Annotated in this window: 28 protein-coding genes; 18 read left to right on the top strand and 10 right to left on the bottom strand. The window is 69.2% G+C overall.

The genetic code is table 11. The annotated features are described in order from the left end of the window. Positions 1 to 20 precede the first annotated feature (20 nt). Complete coding sequence (locus tag AC07NB_RS11230; RefSeq protein ID WP_291832172.1) at positions 21 to 263, bottom strand: GlsB/YeaQ/YmgE family stress response membrane protein; 243 nt, start codon at positions 261 to 263, stop codon at positions 21 to 23. A 177-nt stretch (positions 264 to 440) separates the two neighbouring features. On the opposite strand from AC07NB_RS11230, the gene AC07NB_RS11225 reads away from it, so the two are divergent. Together AC07NB_RS11225 and hisN are read left to right on the top strand one after the other, a co-directional pair. Further along, entirely contained in the window at positions 441 to 821 is a 381-nt protein-coding gene (locus AC07NB_RS11225) for a helix-turn-helix domain-containing protein (protein ID WP_291832171.1), read from the top strand. 213 nt (positions 822 to 1034) lie between these two features. Next, entirely contained in the window at positions 1035 to 1820 is a 786-nt protein-coding gene (gene hisN, locus AC07NB_RS11220; protein ID WP_492312164.1) for a histidinol-phosphatase, read from the top strand. A gap of 151 nt (positions 1821 to 1971) precedes the next feature. On the opposite strand, the gene AC07NB_RS11215 is transcribed toward hisN, so the two are convergent. From AC07NB_RS11215 to AC07NB_RS11205, 3 genes are all read right to left on the bottom strand, one after another. After that, the gene (locus AC07NB_RS11215) at positions 1972 to 3054 is read right to left on the bottom strand and encodes an alpha/beta hydrolase (RefSeq protein WP_291832169.1); all 1083 of its coding nucleotides are present in this window, start codon (positions 3052 to 3054) and stop codon (positions 1972 to 1974) included. Beyond that, a complete protein-coding gene (locus AC07NB_RS11210; protein WP_291832168.1) occupies positions 3051 to 3962 on the bottom strand; it encodes a class I SAM-dependent methyltransferase in 912 nt (303 codons plus the stop codon). Before AC07NB_RS11210 ends, AC07NB_RS11215 begins: the two co-directional genes overlap by 4 nt. A 94-nt stretch (positions 3963 to 4056) precedes the next feature. Continuing rightward, positions 4057 to 4884 (bottom strand): class I SAM-dependent methyltransferase, encoded by an 828-nt coding sequence (locus tag AC07NB_RS11205; RefSeq protein ID WP_291832167.1) that lies wholly within the window; start codon positions 4882 to 4884, stop codon positions 4057 to 4059. Between the two features lie 261 nt (positions 4885 to 5145). On the opposite strand from AC07NB_RS11205, the gene AC07NB_RS11200 reads away from it, so the two are divergent. Beyond that, positions 5146 to 5631 (top strand): Hsp20 family protein, encoded by a 486-nt coding sequence (locus AC07NB_RS11200; protein ID WP_291832166.1) that lies wholly within the window; start codon positions 5146 to 5148, stop codon positions 5629 to 5631. Between the two features lie 78 nt (positions 5632 to 5709). Here AC07NB_RS11200 and AC07NB_RS11195 read toward each other — a convergent pair whose 3' ends face one another. The 3 genes from AC07NB_RS11195 to gpmA form a co-directional block, all read right to left on the bottom strand. Further along, positions 5710 to 6984, bottom strand: a complete 1275-nt coding sequence (locus AC07NB_RS11195) for a pentapeptide repeat-containing protein (protein ID WP_494571045.1) — start codon at positions 6982 to 6984, stop codon at positions 5710 to 5712. Positions 6985 to 7096: 112 nt separating this feature from the next. Continuing rightward, positions 7097 to 7735: a bifunctional diaminohydroxyphosphoribosylaminopyrimidine deaminase/5-amino-6-(5-phosphoribosylamino)uracil reductase RibD gene (ribD, locus tag AC07NB_RS11190; protein WP_494571044.1), complete on the bottom strand. Its 639-nt coding sequence runs from the start codon at positions 7733 to 7735 to the stop codon at positions 7097 to 7099. Positions 7736 to 7737: 2 nt separating this feature from the next. Then, positions 7738 to 8457: a 2,3-diphosphoglycerate-dependent phosphoglycerate mutase gene (gene gpmA / locus AC07NB_RS11185; RefSeq protein ID WP_494571043.1), complete on the bottom strand. Its 720-nt coding sequence runs from the start codon at positions 8455 to 8457 to the stop codon at positions 7738 to 7740. A gap of 183 nt (positions 8458 to 8640) precedes the next feature. Between gpmA and AC07NB_RS11180 the strand changes: the two genes are divergently transcribed. The 5 genes from AC07NB_RS11180 (at position 8641) to AC07NB_RS11160 (ending at position 13576) form a co-directional block, all read left to right on the top strand. Continuing rightward, entirely contained in the window at positions 8641 to 10140 is a 1500-nt protein-coding gene (locus AC07NB_RS11180; RefSeq protein WP_494571042.1) for a phosphomannomutase/phosphoglucomutase, read from the top strand. Between the two features lie 74 nt (positions 10141 to 10214). Next, positions 10215 to 10757: a hypothetical protein gene (locus AC07NB_RS11175; protein ID WP_494571041.1), complete on the top strand. Its 543-nt coding sequence runs from the start codon at positions 10215 to 10217 to the stop codon at positions 10755 to 10757. Between the two features lie 57 nt (positions 10758 to 10814). After that, on the top strand, positions 10815 to 12149 hold the full coding sequence (locus tag AC07NB_RS11170; RefSeq protein ID WP_494571040.1) for an FAD/NAD(P)-binding protein: 1335 nt from the start codon (positions 10815 to 10817) through the stop codon (positions 12147 to 12149). Further along, positions 12149 to 12883, top strand: a complete 735-nt coding sequence (locus AC07NB_RS11165; RefSeq protein ID WP_494571039.1) for a ribonuclease T2 family protein — start codon at positions 12149 to 12151, stop codon at positions 12881 to 12883. Before AC07NB_RS11170 ends, AC07NB_RS11165 begins: the two co-directional genes overlap by 1 nt. A gap of 54 nt (positions 12884 to 12937) precedes the next feature. After that, the gene (locus AC07NB_RS11160; protein WP_492312158.1) at positions 12938 to 13576 is read left to right on the top strand and encodes a DUF805 domain-containing protein; all 639 of its coding nucleotides are present in this window, start codon (positions 12938 to 12940) and stop codon (positions 13574 to 13576) included. A 3-nt stretch (positions 13577 to 13579) separates the two neighbouring features. On the opposite strand, the gene glmM is transcribed toward AC07NB_RS11160, so the two are convergent. Beyond that, complete coding sequence (glmM, locus tag AC07NB_RS11155; RefSeq protein WP_291832157.1) at positions 13580 to 14929, bottom strand: phosphoglucosamine mutase; 1350 nt, start codon at positions 14927 to 14929, stop codon at positions 13580 to 13582. Positions 14930 to 15096: 167 nt separating this feature from the next. On the opposite strand from glmM, the gene glmS reads away from it, so the two are divergent. Next, entirely contained in the window at positions 15097 to 16911 is a 1815-nt protein-coding gene (gene glmS / locus AC07NB_RS11150) for a glutamine--fructose-6-phosphate transaminase (isomerizing) (protein ID WP_494571038.1), read from the top strand. Between the two features lie 55 nt (positions 16912 to 16966). Further along, positions 16967 to 17848, top strand: coding sequence for a UTP--glucose-1-phosphate uridylyltransferase GalU (gene galU, locus AC07NB_RS11145; RefSeq protein WP_291832155.1), 882 nt, complete (start codon positions 16967 to 16969; stop codon positions 17846 to 17848). A 30-nt stretch (positions 17849 to 17878) separates the two neighbouring features. Here galU and AC07NB_RS11140 read toward each other — a convergent pair whose 3' ends face one another. Next, on the bottom strand, positions 17879 to 18109 hold the full coding sequence (locus tag AC07NB_RS11140) for a hypothetical protein (protein ID WP_494571037.1): 231 nt from the start codon (positions 18107 to 18109) through the stop codon (positions 17879 to 17881). Between the two features lie 15 nt (positions 18110 to 18124). Next, complete coding sequence (locus AC07NB_RS11135) at positions 18125 to 18883, bottom strand: alpha/beta fold hydrolase (RefSeq protein ID WP_494571036.1); 759 nt, start codon at positions 18881 to 18883, stop codon at positions 18125 to 18127. Between the two features lie 71 nt (positions 18884 to 18954). Here AC07NB_RS11135 and AC07NB_RS11130 point away from each other — a divergent pair, with 71 nt between their 5' ends. The 8 genes from AC07NB_RS11130 (at position 18955) to pheS (ending at position 25247) form a co-directional block, all read left to right on the top strand. Continuing rightward, positions 18955 to 19902, top strand: a complete 948-nt coding sequence (locus tag AC07NB_RS11130) for a glycosyltransferase family 9 protein (RefSeq protein ID WP_492312155.1) — start codon at positions 18955 to 18957, stop codon at positions 19900 to 19902. Between the two features lie 143 nt (positions 19903 to 20045). Next, on the top strand, positions 20046 to 20567 hold the full coding sequence (infC, locus tag AC07NB_RS11125) for a translation initiation factor IF-3 (protein ID WP_291832151.1): 522 nt from the start codon (positions 20046 to 20048) through the stop codon (positions 20565 to 20567). An 84-nt stretch (positions 20568 to 20651) separates the two neighbouring features. Then, positions 20652 to 21944 (top strand): MFS transporter, encoded by a 1293-nt coding sequence (locus AC07NB_RS11120; RefSeq protein WP_494571035.1) that lies wholly within the window; start codon positions 20652 to 20654, stop codon positions 21942 to 21944. Between the two features lie 168 nt (positions 21945 to 22112). Beyond that, a complete protein-coding gene (gene rpmI / locus AC07NB_RS11115; protein ID WP_003166435.1) occupies positions 22113 to 22310 on the top strand; it encodes a 50S ribosomal protein L35 in 198 nt (65 codons plus the stop codon). Positions 22311 to 22362: 52 nt separating this feature from the next. Continuing rightward, positions 22363 to 22722, top strand: a complete 360-nt coding sequence (gene rplT, locus AC07NB_RS11110) for a 50S ribosomal protein L20 (protein ID WP_141625602.1) — start codon at positions 22363 to 22365, stop codon at positions 22720 to 22722. Positions 22723 to 22868: 146 nt separating this feature from the next. Next, positions 22869 to 23072: a dodecin family protein gene (locus AC07NB_RS11105; protein ID WP_492312153.1), complete on the top strand. Its 204-nt coding sequence runs from the start codon at positions 22869 to 22871 to the stop codon at positions 23070 to 23072. Between the two features lie 64 nt (positions 23073 to 23136). After that, entirely contained in the window at positions 23137 to 24123 is a 987-nt protein-coding gene (locus AC07NB_RS11100) for a polysaccharide deacetylase family protein (protein ID WP_291832148.1), read from the top strand. A gap of 47 nt (positions 24124 to 24170) precedes the next feature. After that, a complete protein-coding gene (pheS, locus tag AC07NB_RS11095) occupies positions 24171 to 25247 on the top strand; it encodes a phenylalanine--tRNA ligase subunit alpha (RefSeq protein ID WP_494571034.1) in 1077 nt (358 codons plus the stop codon). The last annotated feature ends 7 nt before the right edge of the window (positions 25248 to 25254 follow it).

Raw genomic sequence — 25254 nt, 5'->3', positions numbered from 1 at the left:
CGTTCGTTCTCGCCGGTCGATCAGGCCTTGCGCTTCACCAGACCCAGCAGGAACAGCAGGATGATCGCGCCGAGGGTGGCGACGATGGTCGAGCCGATCCAGCCGCCCCAGGCGAAGCCGAGGGCGTTGGCGATGAAGCCGCCGATCAGGGCACCCACGATGCCGACGATCAGATTGGTCAGCAGGCCGTGGTTGCGGCCCATGATCTGTTCGGCCAGCCAACCGGCGATGATGCCGACGATAATCCAGAAGATGATGTTCATTTCAGCTTTCTCCACAAAGCAACGCTCGAGCAACGAACGCCCCCGCTTCGCTTGGGTTGCCTTGACCGTGGCGAACCCTGTTTTTCCGTAATCCCCCGGGACGCGAGCCCGGCACGCCCCTTGCCCCTTGGAGGGCGAGCCGTCCCGCATCGGGACATCGCACCAGGGACCCGGACCATGGCCTCGGACATCGATCTTCACCTCGGACGCCGTCTTCGCCGCCGCCGCCGCCTGCTGGGCCTGACCCAGCAGCAGCTGGCCATGCAGGTCGGCATCCGCTTCCAGCAGATCCAGAAATACGAATGCGGCGCGAACCGCATCTCGGCCGCCCGCCTGTGGCAGCTGGCCGAGGCCCTGGAATCGCCGATCAGCTATTTCTACGACGGCCTGGAAGAGGCCATGGAACGCCGGGAGGCGGCCAGCCAGGGCGGCGAGATGTTTTCCCGCAAGGAAACGCTCGACCTGATCCAGGCCTATTATCAACTGGGCGAACGTCCGCGCCGCCGCCTGCTGGACCTGGCCAAGTCGCTGCACGCGGAAGGCGGCGAGCCGGCCTGATGTCTTTCCTTGCCCCATCGCGCGCCGCGCGGCGGCGCGCTGCCTGAGGGCTTTATGCTTGCCCTAACGCGCGGTCGCGCTTCTTGAGGGCAGGTTCGAGTTCCCCCGTGGCGCGTTGCACAGCGCCCGGGCGGCCGTCTCACGGGCATTGCACGGCGCGGGGACGGCGATCATCCGGTGACAGGCGGGCGGCGCGTGGGTATGCCGCCTGCCATGACCGAACATGAGCGTTTCATCGTCGAACTGGCGCAGGCGGCCGCGGCCGTCACCCTGCCCTTCTTCCGGTCCGACATCGGACATGAGGACAAGGGCGGCGCCGCCGGGTTCGATCCCGTCACCGAGGCCGACAAACAGGCCGAGGCGGCGATCCGCAAGCTGATCGCCGAACGCTATCCCGACCACGGCGTGATCGGCGAAGAGTATGGCGAGGACCGGCCGGACGCCGAGTTCGTCTGGGTGCTGGATCCCATCGATGGAACCCGGGCCTTCATCTCGGGCCTGCCGTTGTGGACGACGCTGATCGCCCTGCGCGTGGGCGGGACGCCGACGGTGGGCGCGATCGCCCAACCCTATCTGGACGAGATCTTCATCGGCGGGCCGTCGGGCGCGCGCCTGCTGCATGGCGGGGCAGAGACGCCGCTGAAGGTGCGCGCCTGCGAAAAGCTGACCGACGCGGTCATCTCGACCACCGATCCTAACATTTTCAACGGCGCCGAACTGGGCGCCTGGACCCAGGTGCGGGCCACCGCGCGGCTGGCCCGGCTGGGATGCGACGCCTACGCCTACGCCATGGTCGCCGCCGGGCGGATGGATCTGGTCGCCGAGACCAGCCTGAAGCCCTGGGACTGGTCGGCGCTGGTCCCGGTGATCGAGGCGGCGGGCGGCAAGGTGGTCAACTGGCGCGGCCAGAAACCGGACGACGGCGGGCAGGTGCTGGCCGTCGGCGACGAACGCCTGATCGATCAGGCGCTGGTGACGCTGAAGCGGGCGGCGCTGTAACGCGGAGGGCCGTCTTCGTGCGGCAGCGCCTAGCTAGTGATTAGTGGTTAGTGACTAGTGGTTCGATGGGGCAGGCGTCAGCGCCAGGACGGCGACTACCGCCCTCGAAGCCAGCATCCACTAATCACTAACCACTTATCACTGGCTGGGCTCAGGCGGCCGAGGGTTCCGTACTCGGCGGGAAGCCCAGGTCCGAGGCCGGTTCCGCGACCGCAGCGGGCTCGGGCGTCACGACGACCGGGCTCAGGTCCTCGATCGGCGAGACATAGGCCGCCAGGGCGTCGAACTCCTCCAGGAAGACCGCGCGCTTGTCGTCAGTCTCCATGATGACTTCGTGCTTGGCGCCCGCGACCTCGATGTAGCGGCCGCGGCCCAGCCGCTTGGCGGCCCATTTGTTGGTCTGTTTCCAGACGCGGTCGTCCTCGCCCGACTGGACGATGGCGACGGGGATGCGGACGGCCTTCAGCGCCTTGGGCTTGAGCGCGCGCTCGCCGGCGTCCAGGCCGAAGGCCAACCAGCCCCAGGTGGGACCGCCGACGGCCAGGTGCGGGCAGGCGAAGAGCTGCTGGCGCCACTGCTCGTAACGGCTCTCGTCCGTCGTCAGGGCGTCCTTCTCGAAGGTGTGGTCGAAGGGATCATCGGCGTCGTCGAGCACATAGTCCCCGGCCTTGCCGTGACGCAGGTTCCAGCGCACCGCCAGCTTGACCGACCACATCGACCGCTTGCCGGTCTTGATGCGCAGCATGGGGCTGGACAGCAGGGCGCCGGAGAAGCGGTCCTCGCCGTTCTCCAGGGTCATCAGGTTCAGGCAGCCGCCCATGGAATGGCCGACCATGACCCAGGGCTTGGGCGCCCGGCCTTCGAAGGCGTCGAGCAGGCGGGCGTAGTCGTCGAGGAATTCCTCCACGGCCCGGGCATGGCCCTTGAGGCGGTCCGGCAGCAGGCGGGCCGAGAGGCCCTGGCCGCGCCAGTCGTGGGCCAGGACGCACCAGCCGCGCGCGAGGAAATTGCCGATCACCTCGAAATATTTCTCGATCGGCTCGGTGCGGCCGGGGCTGAGCACCACGGTGCCGCGCGGCTTGCGGGCCACCAGGGCCGAGGGCGTCCAGAAGGCGGCGCGCAGGCGCAAGCCCCCGGCCCCGCGGAACCACTCACCCTCTCCGCCGGGAGGCGAAGAGGCGCCCGGAACGCCCATCAGGGGCGCGTTGGCGGCATAGGCGACGGCTCGGTTCACTCAGGCTTCCTGAACTTCAAGGTCATGCGGTCGCTTTCCCCGATCTCATCGTACTTCGTACGATTGAAGGCCGGATCCGGCGGCGAACCGCGCGGCGCGGTGAGGCGCAGCGGCGGCAAGGTATCCACTCCGAAGGGATGATCCTTGGTATCCCTTTCATTCGCGTTGATTTCCGACGCGGCGACGAAGGCGAACCCGGCTTCCGCCGCCAGCTGCCTGACGAACGCTTCCTGGACGTATCCGTTCGCCGCGGCCGGGTCCTGATCTTCATCGGGGCCGAGGCGATGCTGTTCGACGCCGAGGACGCCGCCGGGACGCAGGGCGGCCCAGGCGTCGGCGAAGGCCTTTTCGGCGATGCCCGCCGCCATCCAGGCGTGGATGTTGCGCATGAACAGGACCAGGTCCGCCGTGCCGGCGGGAGCCACCGGCCCCGAGGTCGGGCCGAAGGCGGTCAGTTCGATCTCGCCGTAGAGCTTGCGGTCGTTGGTGAAGCGCTGCTGGAAGGCCGACATCAGCTGCACCTGCGCCGGATCGGCGCCCGGTCCGGTCTGGAAGCCGGCGGCGATGTAGTGGCCCGCCCCCTCGGCGAGATAGGGCGCGAGGATCTCGGTGTACCAGCCGCTGCCGGGCCAGAAATCGACCACGGTCATGCGCGGCTGCAGGCCGAAGAAGCGCAGGGTCTCCATCGGATGACGGGCGGCGTCGCGGCTGCGGTCCTGGGCGCGCCAGGGGCCGGCGACGGCCCACTCCAGCGAGCCCTTGGGCGGACCGTCGGGCGTGGTCGGCGGCTCGGCGGTTTCTTCCCGCTTGCCGCATGCGGCCAGACCGACGAGGGCCGAGGCCGCAACGCCGGTCAGGACGCTCCGGCGTGAAGGACGCCGTCGCCAAGCCTCGTTCAGATCATTCATGCACGGCCCCCGCAGGACGGTCCGGACGCCCTTGGTCCCGCCCCGGAACGGAGGGCTTAACCCTGTTCATCCGCGCGGTCAAAACGCACATCGCTCAGTCCGGCTTGCGGAATCGCAGGGTCATGCGGTCGCTCTCGCCGACTGCGTCGAACTGGGCGCGCTCCTGTTCGGTAAGCGGTGTCGGGCGGTCCGTGGCGACGCCGTCGCGCGGCGTGCTGACGCGGGTCGGCGGCAGGGTCCAGACGCCGTAGGGATGGTCGTGGTCGTCCTTCGGGTTGGCGTTCAGTTCGCTGCGGCCCTCCAGCACGAAGCCGGCGGCCTGGGCGGCGTGGATGACGTAGCTTTCCGAGACATAGCCGGTCGGGGCGGTCTGGTCGGCGTTCAGGCCCTCGGCGCCGCGGTGCTGTTCGATGGCCAGCACGCCGCCCGGCTTCAGCGCCTTGAAGAAGGCGGCCATATAGGGGGCGGTGCGGTTGCTGCGGTGCCAGTTGTGCAGGGCGCGGGCGACCACGATCATGTCGGCGCTTCCGTCTTCGACGCCCATGCCTTCCAGCGGGCGATTGACCGGGACGTAGCGGCCGCCGGTCGCCGCGGCGTAGGGCTCCAGAATGTTGCGCCACCAGCCGGCGCGGCCCGGCTCGATCTCCACCACCGTCATGTTGGGGTGCAGGCCCCAGAAGGTCAGGGTCTCGAACGGGTGACGGGCGGCGTCGCGGGCGCGGTCGGCCTCGGGACGCGTCGCCGAGGCGACGGCGGCCTGCAGCGCGGCGTCTTCCTGAAGCACCGGCGGCGCCATGGCCGCGCGACGGGCCGAGCGCTGGGCCGCGGATTCGTCGAGGTTGGGCAGGGCGGGCAGGGCCTGCGCGAACGCTGTGGCGGGAAGGGCGAGGACGGCGGTCACGGCCAGTATGGTCAGGCGCATCGGTTTTCCCGGAAGCTTCAGAAGAGGCGGCGACCCTGACGGCCCCCGTCCGGTGGAGCAAGCCGCATCGCGTTCGACGCGACACGATCACGCGGTCTTGACGTCCAAACGCGGCTTCCCATCTGATCCGTCGAGGCCGCCGATGTCGGGGCCTCCGGAGCGCGCGGGGCCGATCACGGGCCGCACGAGCCGAACTCCCATCGCCGGTCCGGGCACAAACCGCGGGACCGGTCCCCTTGCTGATCCTCAGGAGGATGACCCATGCGTACCTATGATTTCTCGCCGCTGTACCGTTCGGCCGTCGGCTTCGACCGTCTGGCCAATCTGCTGGAGAGCGCCGCGCGCACCAGCCAGGAAAACGGCTGGCCGCCCTACAACATCGAGACCACGGGCGAGAACGCCTATCGCATCGAGGTGGCCGTCGCCGGCTTCAAGCCCGACGAGCTGAACATCGAGGTGAAGGAAAACCTGCTCACCGTGACCGGCCGCAAGGCCGCCAACGACCTGCCGGGCGACGGCGTCGCGCCGCCCGAGCGCAACTTCCTGCACCGCGGCCTGGCCGAGCGTGACTTCGAGCGCCGCTTCCAGCTGGCCGACTATGTGGTCGTGAAGGGCGCGGACTTGGTCAACGGCCTGCTGTCGATCGACCTGGCCCGCGAACTGCCCGAAGCCCTGAAGCCCCGCCGCATCGATATCGGCCAAGGCTCCAAGCTGATCGAAGGCAAGAAGGCGAAGACCGCCGCCTGAGCTATCCGCCCTCAAGCCGCCAATAGGCGATAGGGCAAGAAAAGACCTGAGGGGCGGCGCGGTGCGTCGCCCCTTTTTTCAGGCCTGGAGCGCGGCTTCCAGACCCTTGGCGCCGTGGGTGACAGCGCCGCGCATCTCGGCCTGCCTAAGGCAGGCGCCGTGCAGGATGGCGCGGTTCAGTTCGGCGTCGACCAGGCTGGCGCGCTTCATGTCGGCGCCCGACAGGTCCGCCCCCTTGAGGCTGGCCCCGGTCAGGTCGGCGGGCAGCAGGCGGTCGGCGGCGATCATCAGCGGCCCCATCTGCGCCTCGCGCAGGTCGGAGCCGTCCAGGCGGGCCCGGGCCAGCCGCGCGCCGCGCAGGTCGGCGCCGCGCAGATTGACCGAGCGAAGATCGGCCCCTTCCAGATGCGCGCCCTGCAGCTGCACCCCGCCCATGTCGAGGCCGTAGAAGACGGCGCCCTTGGCCGACAGGGCGGTCAGATTGTAGCCGCGGATCGAGCCCAGCGCCCGCAGATCGACGCCGTCGAACACGGAGGGCTGGCCCAACGCGCCGCCGGTCTCGCACCACTGGGCGTGCTCGGACAGCATTTCGGCGGCCGGCATCTTGCCGACCGGTTCGCCGGAGGATCTGTCGTCGGTCAGGGCGCCGGCCATGTCCGCCCCGTCGGTCCGCCACATGGCGGACTTGACCCCCACCAGCACCGCGTCGCGCAGGTCGGCCCCGGTCAGGTCGGCGCCCGAGAGGTCGGCCCCGGCCAGATTGGCGCCCTTGAAGCTGGCCTGCTTCAGGTTGGCGCGGACCAGCTTGCAGTCCTTCATGATGGCGTCGGAGAAATCGGCGGCGACGGCGACCACGCCGGTCAGCTTGGACCGCTCCAGATTAGCGCCGGCCAGGCAGGCGCCCTGGGCCGTGGTGTCGCGGACGGAGCGGGCCTCGATGACGCGGAAGCCCAGGCGGGCGTCGGCGGCGGCGATGGCGCCTTCGCGCAGGTCGGCCTCGAACAGGTCGGCGCCCGTCAGGTCGGCGCCGCGCAGGCAGGCGCCGCGCAGGTCGGAGCGGCGCATGCTGGCGTCGCGGAAGACGGCGTCCTGCATGTCGGCGCCGAAGAAGGTGGCGTTGTCCAGCCGGCAGCCGGAGAGGTCACACCCGATCAGGCAGGCGGCGGCGAAATCGGCGTCGGCCAGGTTGCGGCCCGTCAGCGACAGTCCGGACAGATCCATCCAGGCGAACACCGCCCGGGCGCCGCCGGGCTTGGCCTGCCACAGGCGGTCGTGCCGGGCGCAGATGACGTCCAGTTCCTGTTGGGTGATGCGCCTTCTGGCGGCAGGGGTTTGAGCCGTGTTTCCCGACATTGCGCCAGAATGGCACGCCTCCGCTTAAGGAAGCGTGAGGGCGTTTTTTAGTGCGCTATCGGTCACGACGCGGTCGTGACCTGCTTGAGCGCGGGCGACTTTGAGGCCCAGTCTATCGGGTCAGCAGGCCCTGCTCGTCCAGCGCCTCGGCCAGCTCGCCCGGCCCGACCCACAGACGGGTGTAGCCGGCCTCGCCCAGCCGCTTCAGCTCGGTCGCCAGATCGGCGCGCGAGGAGGCGGCGAAGCGGGCGTCGAAGCCCTCGCCGGTGTCGTCGACGCGGACCATGGGGCGGCCCGTCTCGACGCGGTGCAGATAGCCTTCGTAGAGGACGGCGGCCTCCTGCGAGAGCAGGCCCGTCTCGACCTCCAGCCCGGCCTTGCGCAGGCGTTCGACGCCCCGGCCCGAGGCGAAGGGCGAGGGATCGACGGCGGCCACGACCACCCGCGCGACGCCGGCGTCCATCAGGAAGTGCGAGCAGGAGGTGCGGCCCGACGACCGGGCGCCGCACGGCTCCATGGTGACATAGGCGGTGGCGCCCCTGGCCTTGTCGCCCGCCGCCGGAACGGCCTGTTCCTCGGCATGGGGACGGCCGCCGGGCGCGGTGGCGGCCTCGGAGACCACCTCCCCGTCCCTGACGATCACGCAGCCGACCGCCGGGTTCGGCCAGGTCTGGCCCATCCGCGCCTTGGCCAGGGCGATGGCCCGGCCCATGAAGCGGATGTCGTCCGACGCCTGCTGCGCGCTGGTCATGATCAGGCTCCCGGGATCGGCGGCAGTGGCGTGGCGCGGCTGTCGTCCAGATAGCGCGCGGCCGTCGGCGTGAGCGATCCGTCCAGATCGATCTCCAGCGGATTGCCGGTCGGGATCTCGACGCCGACGATCTGGTCGTCCGGCACGCCGAACAGGTGTTTGACGATGGCCCGCAGCGAATTGCCGTGGGCGGCGATCAGCACGTCCTCGCCGGCCTTCAGGCGCGGGGCGACAGCCTCGTCCCAGTAGGGCAGGACGCGGTCCAGCGTGGTCTTCAGGCTTTCGGTGTCCGGAATGGACTTGCCGGCGTAGCGGGGGTCGGCGGTGAAGTCCCATTCGCCGCCGGGGGCCAGCGGAGGCGGCGGGATGTCGTAGCTGCGGCGCCAGATCTTGACCTGGTCCTCGCCGTGCTTCGCCGCCGTCTCGGCCTTGTCCAGCCCGGTCAGGCCGCCGTAGTGGCGCTCGTTCAGCCGCCAGTCCTCGACCACCGGGACATCCTTCAGACCCGCCGAGTCCAGGGCGAGCGCTCCGGTGCGCTTGGCCCGCTTGAGCACGGAGGTGAACATGACGGCGGGGTGGAAGTCCGCTCCGGCGATCAATTCGCCGCCCTTGCGCGCCTGCGCCTCGCCCTCGGCGGTCAGGTCCACGTCGACCCAGCCGGTGAAGCGGTTTTCGAGGTTCCACTGGCTCTGGCCATGGCGCAGCAGGATCAGGCGAGGCATGCGGGTCTCCGGTTGTGATCTGTCGGGGGTAGGCCCGGGGTCCGGAAGGGTCAAGCTTTGGGCCGACGTCCGGTTCCCGGCGCCCATGACGGCGTTCGCGCGTTGTTGCGGCGCCCGAGCGCCCGGGGCTATCAAGGCGCACCTCCGCCGCGACCGCTCCGGTCCGGCCACCCAGGACGACCCATGCTGAAGCCTCGCGCCGACCTTCGCCCGAACACCGCCGAGTACGAGACCACGCCGCTGGTGAAGGCGACCGGCTTCCGTGAGTACGACGCGCGCTGGGTGCTGGAGAAGGAGATCAACCTGCTGGGCATCCAGGCGCTGGGCCTGGGGCTGGCGACCTACATCCACGAGATCGGCCAGCGGCCCAAGATCGTGGTCGGCCACGACTACCGCTCCTACTCCCTGTCGGTGAAGCAGGCGCTGACCCTGGGCCTGCTGGAAGGCGGCATGGAGGTGCTGGACATCGGCCTGGCCCTGTCGCCGACGGCCTATTTCGCCCAGTTCGAGCTGGGCGCGCCGTGCGTGGCCATGGTCACCGCCAGCCACAACGAGAACGGCTGGACCGGCGTGAAGATGGGCGCCAACCCGCCCCTGACCTTCGGCCCCGACGAGATCGGCCGCCTGAAGGAGATCGTGCTGGAGAATCAGGGCGTCTCGCGCGCCGGCGGGACCCTGAAGCGCATCGAGGGCTTCCGCGAGAAATACATCGCCGACATCGTGTCCAAGGTTCAGCTGACGCGGCCGATCAAGGTGGTCGCGGCCTGCGGCAACGGCACCGCCGGCGCCTTCGCCCCCGAGGCCCTGCGCCGGATGGGCTGCGAGGTGATCGAGATGGACACCGAGCTGGACTACACCTTCCCCAAATACAATCCGAACCCGGAAGACCACGCCATGCTGGTGCAGATGGCGGCCAAGGTGCGCGAGACCGGCGCGGACCTGGCTCTGGGCTTCGACGGCGACGGCGACCGCTGCGGCGTGGTGGACGACACGGGCGAGGAAATCTTCGCCGACAAGATCGGCCTGATGCTGGGCCGCGACCTGTCGGCGCTGCACCCCAACGCCACCTTCGTCGTCGATGTGAAGTCGACCGGCCTGTACAAGACCGACGCGGTGCTGAAGGCCAATGGCGCGAGCACCGTCTACTGGAAGACCGGTCACAGCTACATCAAGCGCAAGACGGCCGAGCTGGGCGCGCTGGCGGGCTTCGAGAAGTCGGGCCACTTCTTCTTCAACGCCCCGCTGGGCCACGGCTATGACGACGGCATCGTCGCCGCCGGCGCCGTGCTGGCGATGCTGGACCGCAATCCGGGCAAGAAGCTGAGCGAGCTGAAGGCCGCCCTGCCGGACGCCTGGACCAGCCTGACCATGTCGCCCCACTGCGACGACGAGCTGAAGTACGAGGTGCTGGAGCGGATCGTGGCCGAGTATCAGGCCCTGGCGGACGCCGGCGGATCGATCCTGGGCCGCAAGATCGTCGAGGCCATCACCGTCAACGGCGTGCGCGTGCACCTGGAAGACGGCAGCTGGGTCCTGGTCCGCGCCTCGTCCAACAAGCCGGAGCTGGTGGTGGTGGTCGAGAGCATGCGGTCCGAGGACGACATGCGGGCCCTGTTCCGCGAGGAAGTGAAGCCGCGTCTGGCGAAGTACAAGGAAGTCGGCGCCTACAACCAGGAAATCTGACGTCAGCCGCCGGGCCTGATTCCGACACAATGGCGCGGACAGATTAAGCTTCACCATAAACGGAGAAGCCGATCATGCTCGCCGCCCTCGTGACCGCCCTCGCCCTGCAGGCCGCGCCCGACGCCGCCGTCGGCTGCGCCCTGACGCCCGAACATCTGGTCGCCAACCGGACCCTGAGTTTCGAGTCGTTCGACCAGCGGGGCGTGACGCCGTGGACGGCGCGCAAGCTGGGCGAGCGCGAGTGCTACATCGAGGCGGCGCGGGCCAGCGAGGACTATCTGCTGCACGGTCCCGAATTGACCGAGCGCCAAAGGCAGGTGGTGAGCTGGCACCTGGGTCAGTACCTGGCCTCGGCGGGCGCGGAGCTGGAGGCGGCGCGGGTGATGGCGACCACCATGCGCAACGAAGAGATGACGCCCGACAATTTCGACTGGAACACCTACGCCCGGGGCACCCACGCCTTCCTGACCAAGGACCGGGCCGCGATGGACGCCGCGGTCACGGCCCTGTCGGCGCAGGAGGGGATGCGCAACCAGATCAACGCGCGCGCCCTGCGCCGCCTGCAGAGCTGCTTCGACCGACCCTACCGCGAGGCCTACGGCTGCGAGGTTCAGTGACCCGGGTTTGACCCCTCGGGCGGCGCGGTCCAGAACCCCGCCAACGGAGGAGGCGTCGTGACCCGGACCATCGAGCGCGTGGCGATCATCGGCGGAGGCTTCTCCGGCGCCATGCTGGCCGCGCGGCTGGCCGAACGGCGAATCGCCTCGACGATCATCGACCGCACCGGGAATTTCGGCCTGGGCGTCGCCTATTCGACGCCGTTCGACGGGCATCTGCTGAACGTGCGCTCCAACCGGATGAGCGCGATCAGCGACCGTCCCGGCGACTTCGTGCGCTGGCTGGAAACCCACCATCCCGACCGCGCCGACCCGAACGGCTTCGCGCCGCGCCGCCTGTACGGCCAATATGTGCAGGACCGGCTGGCCGAGGTGCGGGCCGCTCGCCCCGGGCTGATCGAGACCGTGAAGAGCGAGGTCGTCGCCATCGACACCGACGCGGTGCGCCTGGCCGACGGACAGATCGTGAAAGCCGACGCCATCGTCCTGACCACCGGCAACCCGGCCCCGAAGACGGCGGCCGCCGGTCAGGACGGGACGGCCGGCCGGGTGATCGGCGACCCCTGGGCCGCCGGCGCGCTGGACCGCATCGGACCGGAAGACGACGTGATCGTCGTCGGCACCGGGCTGACGATGGTGGACATGGTGCTGTGGCTTCAGGCGCGCGGCTGGCGCGGCCGGGCGCGGGCGCTCTCGCGACGGGGGCTGAAGCCCCGGGGGCACGACAACCGGCCCGACGCCTATGTCGAACCCACGGACGACCTGCTGCACGCGGCCCCGTCCCGGCGGCTGCACGAAGCGCGGCGTCTGTCCGCGGACGGCGACTGGCGCGGGGTCATGGACGGGCTGAGGCCGATCACCGCCGACCTGTGGCAGGCGGCGGACATTCCGACCCGGGCGCGACTGGTGCGCCACCTTCGGCCCTGGTGGGACGTCCACCGGCACCGGATCGCCGACACCATCGCCGCCGCCATCGCCGCCCTTGAGGACGAAGGCCGCCTGACGATCACCGCCGGCCGCGTGAAGCGGATCGAGGAGGGCGCGGAAGCCGTGACCCTGACCTTCCGCCCCCGCAGCGGGCCGGAACAGCCGCCGATCACCGGACGCTGGCTGATCGACTGCACCGGGCCGGGCCACGACCCGGCCAAGGACCCGCTGACCGGACCCCTGCTGGCGGACGGACGGGCGCGGATGGACCCGCTGAGGCTGGGCCTGGACCTGGACCTGCAGGGACGCGTCCTGCACGCCGACGGAACGGCCGACCCGCGCCTGTTCGTGCTGGGACCGCCGGCCCGCGCGACCTTCTGGGAGACCATCGCCGTGCCGGACATCCGCAAGCGGGTCGACGATGTGGCCCAGGCGCTGGGCGCGCTTAACCGGGAGCCGGCGTGATGCGTATCCGACCCACGATCCTGCTGGCCGGCCTGCTGACCGCGACCGCCGCGCTGACCGCTTGCGAGACGCAGCCGGCGGCGCCCGCCGTCGTCGCGGCGACGGCGCAGTCCTGCCGCCTGCCCGCCGTGCTGCCCGCGCCGGAAATGGAGCATGTCCGGCCCGACGAGGTCGTGGCCGACCGGCCGATCCTGTTCCACATGCTGGCGGTGACCTGGATGCCCGAGACCTGCCGCACCGGCGGGGACGGCCAGGGCGACCTGGCGTGCGACGCCAACCGCTTCGGCTGGACCCTGCACGGGCTGTGGCCGAACTCGGACGGGCGACCCTATCCGCGCTACTGCCGGGCGGCGACGCGGGTGGCGCCCCAGACCATCCGGGCCGAGCTGTGCCGGACGCCGTCGGTCGATCTGGTGCAGCATGAATGGGCCGCGCACGGCACCTGCGGCTGGGACACGCCCGAGGCCTATTTCCAGCAATCGGCCGCCATGTACGACAAGCTGGTCCGGCCCGATCCGCGGGCCTTGCGCACGGCGGGCGAGCTGCGCGACGCCTTCGCCCGCGCCAACCCGGGCCTGCCGCGCCAGGCGGTCTATATCGCTACGACAGAGGACGACAGGCTGCGCGAGGTCCGCATCTGCAACGACCTGTCGTTCAACCCGCGCCCCTGCCCCCGCGGCGAGGTGGGCGCGCGCGACGCGACGGTGCTGACGGTGGAGCCGATCCGGGACTGACTGGCCCCGACCGGCGTCCCCCGATAGGCTGGAGCCGTCATCAAGGGGGACGGCATGGCCAATCCGATCATTCGAGGCTTCAGCAAGCTGACGCAGTTCTCGGGCCGCGATACCCGCGGCGAGTTCTGGCCCTACGTCGGCATGGTGGTCGCGCTGGTCTTTCTCGTCCAGGCCATGGGCATGAGCTGGGTGATGGCCGATCTGATCGGGAAGGCGCAGGCCTATACCGACGCGCAACCGGTCCTGTTGATCGACCCAGACCTGCCGCCCGACACCCCCGTACGGATCGAGGCGGAGCCGCCTCCGCTTCCGCCGCCGCCGACGCCGGACTTCCGCATCCTGGGCGGAGTCATGGGAGTGACGGTCGTCCTGGCGATCAGCCTGTTGGCGGCGGCGGTGTCGCGGCGCCTGCATGATCGCAACATGACGGCGCTTTGGGGCCTGATGCCCGTGCCCTTCCTCGGCATCGCCGCGATCGGTTTTCCGATCATGATGACGGACATGATGGCCAGCGAGACGCCGAACCTCGGCCTGTTCGGCCTGCTGGTCCTCAACAACGCGCTCTACATGGTCGCGCTGGTGACGCTGATCATCATCCTGGCCCAGCGGGGCGCGCCCGGACCGAACCGCCATGGCGAGACCACACTGGCGCCGGAGCCGCAGCCGGTCAGCGACTGGGGACGGCCGGACTGAGGCCTAGCCCGCCGCCCGCACCGCCGCCGACACGTCCGCAACCACCGACTTCACCAGCGCCTCGTCGTCGCCCTCGGCCATGACGCGGATCAGCTTTTCGGTGCCCGAGGGGCGGACGAGCAGGCGGCCGACCCCCGCGAGGCGGGCCTCGGCGTCGGCGATGGCGGCCTTGACCGCGGCGTCCTGCAGCGGCTTGCCGGCGGTGAAGCGGACGTTCTCCAGAAGCTGGGGCACCTTGTCGAACTGGCGGGCCAGCTCGCTCATCGGACGGCCGCTCTCGACCAGCACGGCCAGAACCTGCAGCGCCGACATCAGGCCGTCGCCCGTGGTGGCGTAGTCGTGCAGGATGATGTGGCCCGACTGCTCGCCGCCGACGTTGAAGCCGCCTTCCTTCATGCGCTCCATGACATAGCGGTCCCCGACCTTGGTGCGCTCCAGCGTCAGGCCTTCGGCCGCCAAAGCCCGCTCCAGACCCAGGTTGGACATGACCGTGGCGACCAGGCCGCCGCCGGTCAGCCGGCCCCGGCGCGCCCAGTCCAGGGCCACCATGGCCATGATCTGGTCGCCGTCGATGACCTCGCCCTTCTCGTCGCAGATGATGACCCGGTCGGCGTCGCCGTCCAAGGCGATGCCGATGTCGGCCCGGCAGGCGCGGACCGCCTCGGACAGGGTCCCGGGGTGGGTCGAGCCGCAGTTCTCGTTGATGTTCAGGCCGTTCGGCTCGACCCCCACGGGGAAGACCTCGGCGCCCAGTTCATAGAGGGTGGTCGGGGCGACCTTGTAGCCGGCGCCGTTGGCGCAATCGACGGCGATGCGCAGGCCCTGCAGGCTCAGGCCCTTGGGGAAGCTGGCCTTGGCGATCTCGACATAGCGGGCCTGGGCGTCGTCGATGCGCTTGACCCGGCCCAGGCCGTCGGCGGGGGCCAGGCCGGCGCCCAGATCCTCGTCCATCATCGATTCGATCTTCAGCTCGACCGCGTCCGACAGCTTGTAGCCGTCGGGACCGAACAGCTTGATGCCGTTGTCGAGGAAGGCGTTGTGCGAGGCCGAGATCATCACCCCGATGTCGGCGCGCATGGAGCGGGTCATCATGGCCACGCCCGGCGTCGGCAGGGGACCGAAGGTGCGCACGTCCATCCCGGCGGACGAGAAGCCCGCCACCAGCGCCGGCTCGATCATGTAACCCGACAGGCGGGTGTCCTTGCCGATGACCACCAGATGGCGGCGGTCGTCCGACGACATGAACATCCGGCCCGCCGCCAGACCGACGCGCAGCGCCACTTCCGGCGTCATCGGATGGGTGTTGGCGCGCCCGCGAATGCCGTCGGTGCCGAAATAGCGTCGCTCAGCCAAATCCAGTCTTCCTTGCTCGACGGTTCGCCGTAACCTTGCGAAACCGCTTTTCAGGTGCAAATCCAGGTCATCGTCGCCTACACCGGCGCTGACAGTCAGGGTCGGCTTAGACCCTCCCGCGCCGCGGCGCCAAGCGCGGATACCATTATTTCTCCGAGGGTTCTCTCATGTGCGGCATCATTGGCGTGACGGGCGTCGGCCCGGCCGTTCCCCGTCTGATCGACAGCCTGAAGCGGCTGGAATACCGCGGATATGACTCCGCGGGCGTGGCCGCGCTGGTCGACGGCAAGATCGAACGGCGCCGGGCCAAGGGCAAGATTCGCGAGCTGGAGGCCGTGCTGGCCGCCGAACCGCTGACCGCGACCATCGGCATCGGCCACACCCGCTGGGCCACCCACGGCGCCCCCACCACGGCCAACGCCCACCCGCACAAGGCGGGCCGGGTCACGCTGGTGCACAACGGCATCATCGAGAATTTCGCCGAGCTGAAAGCCGAGCTGGTCGCCGAAGGCCACGCCTTCGAGAGCCAGACCGACACCGAGGTGGTCGCCCACCTGCTGGACAGCGAGCTGGCCAAGTCCAATGACCCGCTGGTCGCGTTCAAATCGGTGCTGGACCGGCTGACGGGCGCCTATGCGCTGGCCGTGCTGATCGAAGGCGAGGACGGCCTGATCCTGGGCGCCCGCCGGGGCAGCCCGCTGGTCGTCGGCTGGGGCGACGGCGAGATGTACCTGGGCTCCGACGCCCTGGCGGTCGGCCCCTTCACCACCCGCATCAGCTATCTGGAAGAAGGCGATTTCGTCGCCCTGGATCGCGACGGCGCGCGCATGTTCGACGCCTCGGGCGCGGCCGTGGACCGGCCGATCGTGCAGGTCTCCGCCTCCTCGGCCCTGGTCGAGAAGGGCGAGTACCGGCACTTCATGGAAAAGGAGATCCATGAGCAGCCGGACAGCGTCCAGCACACCCTGAGCCACTACCTCGACTTCGTGAACGGCCGGGCCAAGACCAATGAGGTCGACTTCGCCCAGGTCGACCGGGTCCAGATCGTCGCCTGCGGCACCGCCTTCTATGCCGGCCAGATCGGCCGCTACGCCTTCGAGAAGCTGGCGGGCCTGCCCTGCGACGTCGAGATCGCGTCGGAGTTCCGCTATCGCCATCCGGCCCTGACGCCGGGAACGCTGGCCGTCGCCGTCAGCCAGTCGGGCGAGACCGCCGACACCCTGGCCAGCCTGTCCTGGTGCAAGGCCGCCGGGCTGAAGACCGCCGCCCTGGTCAACGTCCATTCCTCGTCCATGGCCCGTGAAGCCGAGAGCCTGTGGCCGACCCACGCCGGGCCGGAAATCGGCGTCGCCTCGACCAAGGCCTTCACCGCCCAGGTCGCCGCCCTGCTGGCGCTGGCCGTGTCGGCGGGCGTGCAGCGCGGCCGCATCGACGCGGCCAAGGAGGCCGAACTGGTCAAGGCGCTGTTCGAGGCGCCGCGCCTGATCGCCGAAGCCATGCGGATGGAAGACGACCTGAAGGCCGTCGCCCACGACATCTCCAAGGCGACGGACGTGCTGTTCCTGGGCCGGGGCGCCATGTTCCCGCTGGCCATGGAGGGCGCGCTGAAGCTGAAGGAGATCAGCTACATCCACGCCGAGGGCTATGCCGCCGGCGAGCTGAAGCACGGGCCGATCGCCCTGGTCGACGAATTGACGCCGATCGTGGCCCTGGCCCCGCTGGACGAGGTGTTCGAAAAGACCGCCTCCAACCTGCAGGAAGTCGCCGCGCGCGGCGGGCCGGTGATCATGATCGCGCCGAAGTCGGCGCCCGATCCGCACGGCGCGGGCATCCGCCGCGTCGATGCGCCGGAATGCCATTCGCTGATCGCGCCGCTGATCTACGCCATCCCGGTGCAGCTGCTGGCCTATTACACCGCCGTGCAGAAGGGCACCGACGTGGATCAGCCGCGCAATCTGGCCAAGTCGGTCACCGTCGAGTGATCGCTTCCTGACGCAAATACGTTAGGCTGCCCGACCCTTCTGATCAGGACATTTCATGCCCGCCCATTCCCGCCGTCTCCGCAAGGCCGTTCTGCCCGTCGCCGGCCTCGGCACCCGGGTGCTGCCCGGCACCAAGACCACGCCCAAGGAACTGCTGAACGTCGTCGACCGGCCGATCCTGAGCTACATCGTCGAGGAGGCCCGCGAGGCCGGGATCGAGCACATCGTCTTCGTCACCGGCCGCTCCAAGGGCGCCATCGAGGACTATTTCGACCACCAGATCGAGCTAGAGGCCCAGCTGCTGGCCAAGGGCAAGACCGACATCCTGGAGATGATGAACGCCGAACTGGCCAGCGCCGGCGAGATGAGCTTCACCCGCCAGATGCAGCCCAAGGGCCTGGGTCACGCGGTCTGGTGCGCCCGCGACATCATCGGCGACGAGCCGTTCGCGGTGATCCTGCCGGACGTGATCGTGGACAGCCAGCCGGGCGCGCTGAAGCAGCTGGCCGAGGTCTACGCCGAGGTCGGCGGCAACGTCATCGGCGTCGAACAGGTGCCCGAGAGCGAAACCCACAAATACGGCATCGTCGATCCCATCGAGGGCCGCGAGGGCAACCGCATCCGCATGAAGGGAATGGTCGAGAAGCCCGCCAAGGGCACGGCGCCGTCGAACCTGTCGATCTCGGGCCGCTACATCCTGCAGCCGGAAATCTTCGACATCCTGGAAACCCAGGAGCGCGGCGCGGGCGGCGAGATCCAGCTGACCGACGGCATGGCGCGGCTGATGGCCGACCAGGCGTTCACGGCGGTCCAGTACGCGGGCGTGACCCACGACTGCGGCGACAAGATCGGCCTGCTGCGCGCCAATGTGGCGCTGGCGCTGAAGCGCGCCGATCTGGGCGAGGCGGCGCGCGCGGCGATCACCGCGCTTCTCTAGGACATCCGGCGCGTAAGCGTCGGGGCGGCGTCAGCCCGGGTTGCTGGGCGCGCGCCCCGTCTGGCCGCGGATTTCGCAGACGTTGTCGGTCTGCGGATTGCTTGTCAGCTGGCCCGTGGGGGCCAGGATGCCGCCGCGGGCGCGGCAGTCGTCGGCCAGCTTCTGCAGGTCGGTATTGTACCGGTCCGGTCCGGTGGCGGTCGAACAGGCCGAGAGGGCCAGACCCAGCACGACGGGCGTGAAGATCGTCAGGATGCGCATGCGTTCCTCCTTTGGTCAGGACAATGTCGCGGCCTGCCCACGGTTGCGCTCGACCGCCTCGACCAGACGGTCGAGATCGGCGGGCGTGGACAGACGATGATCCCCGTCGGCCACAAGGTCCAGCGTGACGTCGCCGCCCTTCAGCCGTTCGGCGAGCTCGATCTGATGACGCCACGGCACGACATCGTCCTTGCGCCCCTGCAGAATATGGACCGGAGCAGCGACCGGGATGACGCTGTCCAGCAGCAGCCAGTCGCGGGCCTCCTCGAACATGCGGCGGGTCAGGACATATTCTCCCAGCCCCTCCTCGACGATCAGGGCCTCGCCGTCCCGAAGGATGGCCTGACGGACGTGATCCGGCAGGCCGGGCCACATCAGCCGCTCGGTGAAGTCCTGCGCCGGATTGACCAGAACCAGCGCCCTGACCCGCTCGGGCCGCGCCACGGCGGCCAGCAGGGCGACCCAGCCGCCCATGGACGAACCGACCGGGATGACGGGGCCTTCGAGGCTGTCGATAAGAGCGATGGCGTCCTCGCGCCAGCGGCCGATGGTGGCCCGGCGCCAGTCGCCGGAGGACTGGCCATGGGCGAAATGGTCGTAGCGGACGTAGCTCCAGCCGCGTTCGCGCGCCGCCGCCTCCAGCGCCAGCGCCTTGGTCCCCTCCATGTCGGACCGGAAGCCGCCGATCCAGATCACCGTCGGTCCGGCCCCGTGAACGCGCCTGAGCGCCAGGGTCTCGCCATCCGGGCGGTTCAGGCGTTCCAGATCATCCATGGCCGTTCCTCTCGCGAAATCGTTCGGGGACTGATAGCGAACGACCATCATCGAAGCGAAGGCCGAAACGCGTGTCTGAACCCAAGGTCCTGTTCGTCACCTCCAACCGGATCGGCGACTGCGTCATCTCCTCGGGCGTGATCCGCGAGATCGGCCGCCAGATCCCGGGCGCGAGGATCACCGTCGCCTGCGGCCGTCCGCCGGCCCCCTTCTTCCGCAACGCCCCCGGCGTCGAGCGGACCATCATCCTGGACAAGAAGAAGCTGTCCGGACACTGGATCGACCTGTGGAAGCAGGTGGTCGGGACCCGCTGGGATCTGGTCATCGACATCCGCGGCTCGGGCCTGGCCTACATCATCCCGACGAAACGGCGGGTGATCTACAACCGCTCGTGGGAGACCGGCCTGCGCAAGGTCGAGATGGTGTCGCGCCTGATGGGCTCGGAGACGCCGCTGGACCCGGAAATCTGGCTGGACGACCAGGCCCGCGCCGAGGCCGCCGCCGTCATCGATCCGCAGCTGGCGGGCGGCGCAGGGCCGGGCCCGATCCTCGCCCTGGCCCCCATCGCCCACCAGCCGGGCAAGAGCTGGCCCGCCGACCGCTGGGGCGCCCTGGTCGAAAAGCTGAAGGCCGATCCCCGCTTCGACGGCTGGCGCTTCATGCCCGTCGGCGGACCGGGCGACCGCCCGCCGGCGACCCCCGCGCTGGAAGCCGCCGGAGACCGCGGCATCGACTTCGTGGGCAAGGGCGACATCCTGGCCTCGGCCGCGGCCATCGACCGGGCGGCGCTGTTCGTGGGCAACGATTCCGGCCTGATGCACGTCTCGGCGGCGCTGGGCGGACCGACGCTGGGCCTGTTCGGGCCGACCGAGTGGTGGCTGTACGGCCCGTGGGGCCCCAAAACCCGCACCGCGGCCTCCAACGAGACGCGCGGCCAGTTCGCGCCCATCGAGGACCTGACGGTCGATCACGTCTATGATGCGGTGCTGGCGCTACACGCGGACTTCATCGCGTCCTGAGCGCCCGTCACGCCTTGAAAATACGGGGTTTGAGGCTCATATAGGCCGCCGGAGGGGAACGCCGCGATTTATCGCGCGCTCCTTCTCGTCAGAATATCGACCCTCTTCGACCACATAAGGAAACGACGCCCATTCGCCGTCCGATGCAAACGCCGCCCGTCAAGGACGGGCCGCCCATGAACCACGATATCCGCGCGCCTCGCGTCCTGCTGATCGACCAGCATGGCGAGAAGCAGGGGGTCATGCCGACCTCGGCCGCGCTGGAGGCCGCCGAGGAGGCGGGCCTGGATCTGGTTCAGATCGTCGCCACGTCGGATCCGCCCGTTTGCAAGATCCTCGACTACGGCAAGCACCGTTTCCAGGAGCAGAAGAAGAAGGCCGAGGCCCGCAAGCGCCAGAAGGTCGTCGAGCTCAAGGAAATCAAGCTCCGCCCGAACATCGACACCCACGACTACGAAGTGAAGGCGAAAGCCATGCATCGCTTCTTCGACGAGGGCGACAAGGTGAAGGTCACCCTGCGCTTCCGCGGTCGTGAAATGGCCCACCCGGAACTCGGCATGAAGCTGCTGAACAAGGTGCAGGCCGACTTCGACGAGATCGCCAAGGTCGAATACGCCCCGCGTATGGAAGGCCGCCAGATGATCATGATCCTGGCCCCGCGCTGATCGGATCCGCCGCTGAAACAGAAACGCCCCGGCCCATCGGCCGGGGCGTTTTCGTATGCGCCGCAACAGGCTAAGCCTGTCCGCATGACACAGACCGACGCTTCGCCTCCCGCGCCCAAGGTTCAGGCACCGGCGTTGGCCGTGCTGTTTTCCGTCGTCTTCATCAATCTGGTCGGCTTCGGCCTGGTGGTGCCCCTGCTGCCGTTCTTCGCCCAGAGCCTGAAGGCGGAGGCCTGGCAGATCACGCTGATGTTCTCGGCCTATTCGCTGGGCCAGTTCTTCGCCGAACCGTTCTGGGGGCGGCTGTCGGACCGGATCGGACGCAAGCCGGTCCTGCTGATCACCCTGGTCGCGAACGCCGTGGGCTATCTGGCGCTGGCCTTCGTGCCCAACATCTGGCTGGCCATCGCGGTGCGGTTGTTCACCGGCCTGGGGGCGGGCAACATCTCGACCGTCCAGGGCTATGTCGCCGACATCACCCCGCCGGAACAGAGGGCCGGGCGCATGGGCCTGATCGGCGCCGCCTTCGGACTGGGCTTCATCGTCGGTCCGGGTCTGGGCGGGCTGCTGACCCAGCCGCAACTGGGGCATATCGGCTATCAGCTGCCGATCTTCACCGCCGCGGCCCTGGCCGCCTTGGCGGCGGTCGGCGTGGTCGTCTTCCTGAAGGAAAGCCGCGCCAAGGCCGATCCGGCCGCTCCGCGTCCGCGCTTCCTGGCCGGCCTGCATGACGCCCGGGCCAATCCGGTCGTGTCGCGGGTGCTGCTGGTGACCTTGGTCTACATGGCCGGCTTCTCGGCGATGGAGAGCGTGTTCGGGCTGTGGGCCGAGGATCGCTATGCGTGGAACGCGCTGGAGGTCGGGCTGAGCTTCATGATCGTCGGCATCGTCTCGACCCTGAACCAGGGCTTCTTCGCCGGGCGGCTGGCCAAGCGGTTCGGCGAGGCGCCGGTGCTGGCGTTCGGGATGCTGCTGTTCGGCGCCTCGCTGGTCGCCCAGGTGGCCGCGCCCGTCGCCTGGTTCCCCGCCGTGTCCCTGGACATCGGCGCCTGGACGCTGCCCGTCGCGCAGGGCTGGATCATTCCGATCGTAATGGCGGTCGGCGCCTGCGGCATGTCGCTGGCCATGCCCAACATCTCGGCCCTGATCAGCCGCTCGACGCCGCCGGACCGGCAGGGCGCCATGCTGGGACTGAACATGGCCTCGGGCTCGATCGCGCGCATCTTCGGCCCGATGGCCGCCGGCGCCCTGTTCTCGGCCCTGGGCCACGACTGGCCCTTCCTGGTCGGGGCGGCGCTGACGGTTCCGGCGGCGGTGATGGCGATCAACGCCGGCCGCGCCTTCCGCAAGCATCAGGCGGAGGCTGCGGCGACCTGAAATCCCGCTCAACACTGGACTCTGGCCGCCGCTTCGACTAGAAGCCGCGCCTTCGCGTACCGAACCGCCGGGCGAACAGGCATGCCTGGGCGGTTCTTAATCAGGGAAACCTCCCCTCGGGCCCAAGTGGCTCGAAGAGCGGTAACCCACTCAAAAAGTGAGATGAAAATGCCGAAACTGAAGACGAAGTCGGGCGCCAAGAAGCGCTTCAAATTCACGGCCACTGGCAAGGTTAAGGCCGGCGTTGCTGGCAAGCGTCACCGCTTGATCAGCCACAACAGCAAATACATCCGCCAGAACCGCGGCACCTCGGTCATGGCCGACGCCGACGCCAAGAAGATCAAATCCTACATGCCGTACGCCTGATCGGCGCGCGCTGTTTCGATTGATCTCCACCTGAATTTGAAAGGATAGCGACATGGCTCGCGTCACTCGGGGCGTAACGTCCCACGCCAAACACAAGAAGGTTCTGAAGCAGGCCAAGGGCTTCTACGGCCGCCGCAAGAACACCATCCGCACCGCCAAGGCCGCCGTCGATCGCGCCGGCCAGTACGCCTACCGCGACCGCCGCACCAAGAAGCGCAACTTCCGCGCCCTGTGGATCCAGCGCATCAACGCCGCGGCCCGGATCGAAGGCTTCACCTACTCGCAGTTCATCCACGGTCTCGGCGAAGCCGGCATCGAACTGGACCGCAAGGTCCTGGCCGCGATGGCCGCCGACGAAGCCGCCTTCAAGGCGATCGCCGACAAGGTCCGTGACGCTCTGAAGGCCGCCTAAGCCTTCACGCCGAACGTCTGAAACACGCCCGCTCCGGTTCGCCGGGGCGGGCGTTTTCGTATGCGCCGCGCAACCGACGAATGGGCCCGGTCGTTCAGGGAAGCGTCGCCATAAACCGGCGTCCAACCTGATCCAGGAGCCGACCCATGTCCGTCGCCAAGGTCACCGAAATCACCGCCTCGTCCACCGTCAGCTTCGAGGACGCGCTGAAACAGGGCATCGCCCGCGCCGACAAGACCCTGAAGAACGTCGAGGGCGCCTGGATCCAGGAGCAGAAGGTCATCGTGAAGGGCGGCCAGATCACCGAGTACCGGGTGAACATGAAGGTCACCTTCGTCCTCAACGACTGAGGACGACCCGGTCAGACGGCGCCGGGCGTTGCCGTATCGGACGCTGCGCGGCTAGGCTGCGGCCATGATCTCGCGCCCGCTTCTCGTCGCCGCCCTCGTGTTCGGCCTCGCCGGCCCCGCCGCCGCCCAGCAGCGCGCCGTGGCCGTCACCTTCGACGACCTGCCCTATCAGGCGCCGGAAGCCGCCCTGTGCGATCCGGACGCGGCGCGCGCCCTGACCCGGGACCTGATCGCGGTCGTGGCGCCGCTGGACACGCACGGCACGATCTTCGTCAATGAAGGCAAGGTCTGCGACGCCCAGCGCGCGGTCCTGCTGCCCGAACTGCTGACCCTGTGGCTGGACGCCGGGTTCGAGGTCGGCAACCACACCTTCAGCCACATCAACATTCATCAGAACACGGCTGAGGCCTACCTCGCCGACGCGGACCGGGGCGCGGAGATCACCCGGCCGCTGCTGGAGGCGCGCGGCCAGAAACTGCGCTGGTTCCGCCACCCCTATCTTTTCACCGGGGAGACGCCGGAGAAGCACGCCGCCATCGCCTCGGGCCTGGCCGAACGCGGCTACGAGGTCGCGCCGGTGACGATCGACAACGTCGACTGGATGTTCGCCGACGTCTACCGCAAGGCCGAGCGGCTGGATGATCCGGCCCTGAAGGCGAGGGTGGGCGAGGCCTACGTCGCCTACATGACCACCGTGCTGGACTTCTTCGAGCCGTACAGCGCGGAGATCACCGGCGGCCGGGAGCCCGCGCAGGTCCTGCTGCTGCACGCCAACAGCCTGAACCGGGACTATTATCCGCGGATCCACGCCCTCTACCTGGCGCGGGGCTATCGCTTCGTCTCGCTGGGCGAGGCGCTGGCCGATCCGATCTACAGCCACGCCGACAGCTATGTCCGGGCCAACGGCATATCCTGGCTGCATCGCTGGACGCGGACGGACGGCCGGGCGATCCGCTGGGAGCCCGAGCCGCCGGAATGGATCGTGGCGGCCAATCGGGGCACGGCCGAGGATCTGGCGGCGGCCCAGTCCGCCGCGCGCACCGCGCCTTGAGCCGGACAGGTGACGCGCGGCCCGTCAGCCGCTAGATGCTGCCGGACATGACCGATCTCGCCCAACTCGAACTCGACCTGATCAACGCCATCGGCTCGGCGGAAACCGCCGCCGCCGTGGAGGACCTGCGCGTCGCGGCGCTGGGCAAGTCCGGCTCGATCTCCGGCCTGCTCAAGGGCATGGGAGCCATGAGCCCCGACGAGCGCCGCGAGCAGGGTCCGATGATCAACGGCCTGCGCGACCGGGTGCAATCCGCCCTGGCCGCCCGCAAGGCCGAGCTGGAAGGCGCCGAGCTGGACGCCCGGCTGAAGGCCGAACACGTCGACCTGACGCTGCCGCCGCGCCCGCGCCGCCAGGGCAGCGTGCACCCGACCATGCAGGTGATGGACGAAATGATCGCCATCTTCGCCGACATGGGCTTCGCCGTCGCCGAAGGCCCGGACATCGAGGACGACTTCCACAACTTCACGGCCCTGAACTTCCCGCCCAAGCATCCGGCGCGGGAGATGCACGACACCTTCTTCCTGAAGCCCGACCCGGAAACGGGCGAGCGCAAGGTGCTGCGCACCCACACCAGCCCGGTGCAGGTGCGCACCATGATGACGCAGAAGCCGCCGATCCGGATCATCGCGCCGGGCCGGACCTTCCGGAAGGACAGCGACGCCACCCACACGCCGATGTTCCATCAGGTCGAGGGCCTGGTGATCGACAAGGCCATCCACATGGGTCACCTGAAGTGGACGCTGGAGACCTTCGTCGCCCGCTTCTTCGAGCTGGACGGCGTCGACGCCCGCTTCCGCCCGCACCACTTCCCCTTCACCGAGCCGTCGGCCGAGATGGACATCCGCTGCGACCGCTCGGGCGGCGAGCTGAAGCTGAACACCGGCGACAGCTGGATGGAGATTCTGGGCTGCGGGATGGTGCACCCGAACGTGCTGCGGAAGTGCGGCATCGATCCGGACGAGTATCAGGGCTTCGCCTTCGGCATGGGCGTGGATCGCTTGGCCATGCTGAAGTACGGCATCTCCGACCTGCGCCCCATGTTCGAGGCCGATACGCGCTGGCTGGCGCACTACGGCTTCTCCGCCTTCGCCGCCCCGAACCCGGCCAGCGGCCTCAGCTGATTCAGAG

This window comes from Brevundimonas sp. GW821-FHT09G01, assembly GCF_059416065.1.
Note: the sequence above shows the minus strand (reverse complement) of the source record. Positions and strands in the feature narration are given on the sequence as shown.